Raw genomic sequence first — 4,586 nt, forward strand, 5'->3', positions numbered from 1 at the left:
GGGCCGAGGGGATCTCCATCATCGCCGACGCCGCCGAGCTGCGCGTGAAGGAGTCGGACCGCATCGAGGCGCTTTGCGAAGCCCTGGCCTCTCTGGGGGTGTACGTGGAGGCGCTGCCCGACGGGATGCGCATCCGCGGGCCGCAGCCTCCCCGGGGGGGAGTGGCGGATTCACATGGGGACCACCGGCTCGCCATGGCGCTGGCCGTGGCGGCGCTGGCAGGAAGTGCACCGTCGGTGGTGAAGCGCTCCCGATGCGTCGGAATTTCGTTTCCCAACTTCGCACGCGCCCTGGCCGAACTCGCCCGCGCCGGGGGCGGGCAGGTCGAAGAGGTGCACGAAGCCTAAGCAGTATGGAATCGGCGGGCAGCACTGGCCGCCCCTCCTGGGTAGCAGTGGACGGGCCGGCGGGCGCCGGGAAGAGCACCCTTGCCAGAGCGCTGGCTCGGGAGCTCGGCTTCCGATACGTCGACACCGGGGCCACCTATCGGGCGGCCGCGCTGGCGGCCCTCGAAGCCGGGCTTTCTCCGGACGATCCGGCCCACCATGCCAGGATTGTGGAGCTGGTGCGGTCCCTGGACCTCAGGCTGGGCGTCGACCCCAACACCGACGGCCCGACCCCGGTCTTCCTCAACGGCCGGGACGTCAGCGCCGCCGTGCGCTCCCTTGAGGTGGGACAGGCGGCCTCCTCCGTGGCACGCATCCCGGAGGTGCGCCATATCCTGGCAGGTTACCAGCGCCACCTGGCCGAGGAGGGGCCATGTGTGATGGACGGCCGCGACATCGGGACGGTGGTGCTGCCGGAGGCGCCCGTCAAGCTGTTTGTCACTGCCTCTCTGGAGGAGCGGGCACGGCGCCGGGCGGGTGAACTGCTGGCGCTCGGCGAGGGGCAGGCGGCAGGCGACGTGGACCTGGGCGCGCTGACCGAGCAGTTGAAAGCGCGCGATCAACAGGATACCTCGCGCTCGGCGAGCCCCTTGATGGCGGCGCCAGATGCCGTTACGCTGGACACGACGGGACAGGACTTTGAAACGGTCCTGCGCCGAGCACTTCTCGTATGCCGTGAACGCCTGGGAGGTGGCGACTGACGTTTTACCGAGTGGCCAGAAGGCTGCTGCAGGCCCTTCTCCTCCCGTACTTTCGCGTGCGGGTCACGGGGCTTGAGCGCGTTCCCCGAAACGGCCCCGTGATTCTGGCGATCAATCACCTGAGCATGCTTGACCCGCTCTTGATCGGTGTGGTCATGCCACGGCCCGTCTGTTTCATGGCCAAAGACGAGCTTTTCCGCTACCCCCTGCTCGGCCAGGTTCTACGCTGGGTTTATGCCTTTCCGGTACGGCGGGGCGAGGCTGACCGGGAAGCGATCCACCATGCTCTCAAGCTGCTGCGCGAGGAACGGGTGGTGGGCGTGTTCCCCGAAGGGACCCGAAGCCGCGACGGCCAGCTCCTGGAGCTGCAGGGTGGCACGGCACTGCTTGCTCTCAAGAGCGGCGCCCCGATCCTTCCGGTGGCCATCGCGGGAACGGAGCGAGCCATGCCGAAAGGGGCATGGTGGCCGCGCCGCATTGCCATCGACATCCGGGTGGGCCAGCTGCTGACCACGGGTTCCGAGAGCACCAGCGGCAAGAAGGAGCGGATTGCCGCCACAAGCCACCGTCTGGCAGAGCAACTGCGCGAGCTTTTGGGGCAGAGACTGCCAGGCGAGCCGGATTCGCCTGCTCTCGGTTGATCTTATCCAAGCCCTCCAGAAGCGAATCCCCAAACTCCGCGACTTTACGCGCCGGGCGGGGAGGAATTAGCCCTCCCTTCACGAATAGCGCGAAACGTGCGGTATGCGTGGAACAGCAGAAGGTGTGCCCTGAAGCGCGTGCCCGCCATGCACGGGTCGGAGTGTACCCCTCCAGGCCAATCGAGAGATGGCCCTCTCAATCCCTGCCTGCCTGGACCTGTCAGGTGCATCCCGAGGAGGTAGTGGTCACGTATGAACTTCAATGACGAAGAGCATTCCGTGCCGTCGCACCCGGCTCCCGAGGCGCAGGCCGAGCAGGCCGCCGCCGTCGAGGCGCCGGAGGCCGTCAACGATCAGCTCGAGCAGGTGCTGGCCCCCCTCACCCCCGGCCAGCTGGTACGGGGGCGAGTGGTGCAGGTGGCGGCGGACGAGGTGCTGGTCGACGTCGGCTACAAGGGCGACGGCCGCATTCCCATCCACGAACTCGGCCTGCGGTCCGGCCAGAAGCCGTCCGACATCCTGAAGCCCGGAGACGAGATCGACGTCTGGGTGCTCAAGGTGGATGAAAACGAGGGCGGCGTTCTTCTGTCCAAGCGGCGGGCCGACGTTGAGCTCACCTGGCGGAGGTTGGAGCAGGCACGGGACGATGGCCGCATCCTGGAGGCACGGGTCACGGAGCGGGTCAAGGGCGGGCTTCTGGTGGACGTGGGAGTGCGGGGGTTCGTGCCCGCCTCACATGTCGCGCGGGGCTACGTGGACAACCTGGACAAATTCGTCGGCCAGACGCTGAGGTTGAAGGTCGTGGAGGTCAATCGCAGCCGGCGCAACGTGGTGCTCTCACGCAAAGAAGTGTTGGAGAAGGAGTATCAGGAAGCCAAGGCGCGCCTGTTCTCCACCCTCAAGGAGGGGCAGGTGGTGGAGGGCGTGGTGCGCCGGCTGACCGACTTCGGGGCGTTCATCGACCTCGGCGGCGGCGTCGAGGGGTTGCTGCACGTCTCCGAGATGGCCTGGAGCCGGGTCCGCCACCCCTCGGACGTTCTCAGCGAAGGCCAGACGATCAAGGTGATGGTGCTCAACGTTGACCGCGAGCACGAACGCATCTCGCTCGGCCTCAAGCAGGTGCTGCCCAACCCGTGGGACACGGTGAGCGAGCGTTACCACGTGGGTGACATCGTCGAGGGCCAGGTGACCCGGCTGGTTGACTTCGGGGCGTTCGTGCGGCTGGAGAACGGCATCGAGGGGCTGGTCCACATCTCCCAGCTGGCCGACCACCACGTCACCAAGCCGCAGGAGGTCGTCTCGCCGGGCCAGCGGGTGCGGGTGAAGATCCTCAGCGTGGATCAGGCCGCGAGGCGCATCGGGCTTTCGCTGAGGGAAGCCGCGCCGAAGCCCGAGCCGAAGCAGGCGGTGAACGTGCACGCTTCGGCCGAGGCGCCCACGGTAACCATCGGTGAACTTTACAGCAACCTGGGCCAGGTGCTGAACGGCGGCCAGGAGGGTGGCACGCCGCGCGGGCCGCAGGCGCCCGCGGAGGCCCACCACGAGGCAGGGGGCAAAGCACCGGCCTCGTCGGATGGCTCTGGAACCTAAGGAGCCGCAAACCAGCGGCTTGTGCTCACGCAAGAAGAGGAGGGCCGGCTTCGAGCCGGCCCTTCGCGTTTGCATCCGCCTTCCTGCCCAGACACGGAGTGGCACCCCGCCACCGGCATAGCGCACGCTGCCGCGGGAGACGTTGCCTGCAGGATTGGACGAAGAAGGCCTTCCCTGCAGGAGGGATCGATGCTCCTATGCCATTGGCGACCGGCATCGTGGCTCTCGTCGTGGTGGCGGCTCTCATCTTCTTCGGCCTCGCCCACCGGGCGCTCGACCGCCTGCGCCTCACCGACGGGCAGGCCCTTCTGGTCATCGCGGCGATGATCGCCGGGAGCTTCATCGACATCCCCATCATGCGCAGGCCCTTCATGATGACCGTAAACGTGGGCGGCGCGCTGATTCCGCTGGCGCTGGTGGCGTACCTCGTCTGGCGTGCAGACTCCGGTGCCGAGAAGGTGCGCGGCCTGGTGGGCGCCGTCATTACGGCAGCGGTCGTCCTTGCCATTGCATCGGTGACCGACTTCGATCCGGGGCGCGGCGACTTTCTCGATCCGGTCTGGCTTTTCGGCATCGTGGGTGGCGTCACCGGCTACCTGGTGGGCCGGCGGTCGCGGCGAGCGGCCTTCGTGTCCGGAACGCTGGGGCTGCTTCTGACCGACGTGGTGCACGCGGCGCAGGTGGCCCGCTCAGGCCAGGTGGGGACGGTCATGATAGGTGGGGCCGGGGCCTTCGACATGATCGTGCTGGCCGGTTTCATCGCCATCGGGCTGGCCGAGATCGTCGGCGAGACGCTGGAGCGCCTGTCGGGCGGCCCAGGTCCTGACCGGGCTGCAGGCATCCTGCTGGGGCCCGTCGCTGCCGGGCTTCTTGCGGCCATGCTGGCCGCCTCCGGCTCGGCGCAGGCCGCCGCCGAGATGACGTGGGGCGAGCGCACGGACGGCCGCTACTACACCCTGGTGAAGCCCGACGGATCGGTGCTGACGTACACGGCGCTGCTGGTAGGGGTCGGCGACGTGTACATCGACGCGCGCAACCGCCGGTGGGAGGTCAGTACCATCCGGGGCGACCGGGTCGAGGTGAAGGACGCCGGCATCGAGCCCATGCCCTCGCCCGACCAGGCAATGGCCGCCTACCAGGCTGCCGAGACGGCCGGCCAGGCGCGGGGGACCGGTCCGGACGTCGCCCTCTACTTCACCCACAGCGACGAATCCTACGTACCGACCAGCGGCACGCCCAACAAGTGGTGGGGCGACATCTACCAGGTG

5 protein-coding genes are annotated in these 4,586 nt (G+C 68.1%); all 5 read left to right on the top strand.

Annotation, left to right across the window (positions count from 1 at the left end; genetic code table 11):
- Positions 1-347: 3-phosphoshikimate 1-carboxyvinyltransferase (locus tag AB1609_16140; protein ID MEW6047979.1), on the top strand; the 347-nt coding region annotated here is incomplete at its 5' end.
- Positions 348-352: 5 nt separating this feature from the next.
- Positions 353-1,087 (top strand): (d)CMP kinase, encoded by a 735-nt coding sequence (gene cmk, locus AB1609_16145; protein ID MEW6047980.1) that lies wholly within the window; start codon positions 353-355, stop codon positions 1,085-1,087.
- 11 nt (positions 1,088-1,098) lie between these two features.
- Complete coding sequence (locus AB1609_16150; protein ID MEW6047981.1) at positions 1,099-1,728, top strand: lysophospholipid acyltransferase family protein; 630 nt, start codon at positions 1,099-1,101, stop codon at positions 1,726-1,728.
- Between the two features lie 252 nt (positions 1,729-1,980).
- Positions 1,981-3,318 (top strand): 30S ribosomal protein S1, encoded by a 1,338-nt coding sequence (gene rpsA / locus AB1609_16155; protein ID MEW6047982.1) that lies wholly within the window; start codon positions 1,981-1,983, stop codon positions 3,316-3,318.
- 197 nt (positions 3,319-3,515) lie between these two features.
- Positions 3,516-4,586: DUF1614 domain-containing protein (locus tag AB1609_16160; protein MEW6047983.1), on the top strand; the 1,071-nt coding region annotated here is incomplete at its 3' end.

This window comes from Bacillota bacterium (assembly GCA_040754675.1).
GTDB lineage: Bacteria > Bacillota > Limnochordia > Limnochordales > Geochordaceae > Geochorda.

Excerpts from the sequence above, each read along its gene's own strand:
- cmk (MEW6047980.1), top strand. The coding sequence starts at position 353 with ATGGAATCGGCGGGCAGCACTGGCCGCCCCTCCTGGGTAGCAGTGGAC.
- rpsA (MEW6047982.1), top strand. The coding sequence starts at position 1,981 with ATGAACTTCAATGACGAAGAGCATTCCGTGCCGTCGCACCCGGCTCCC.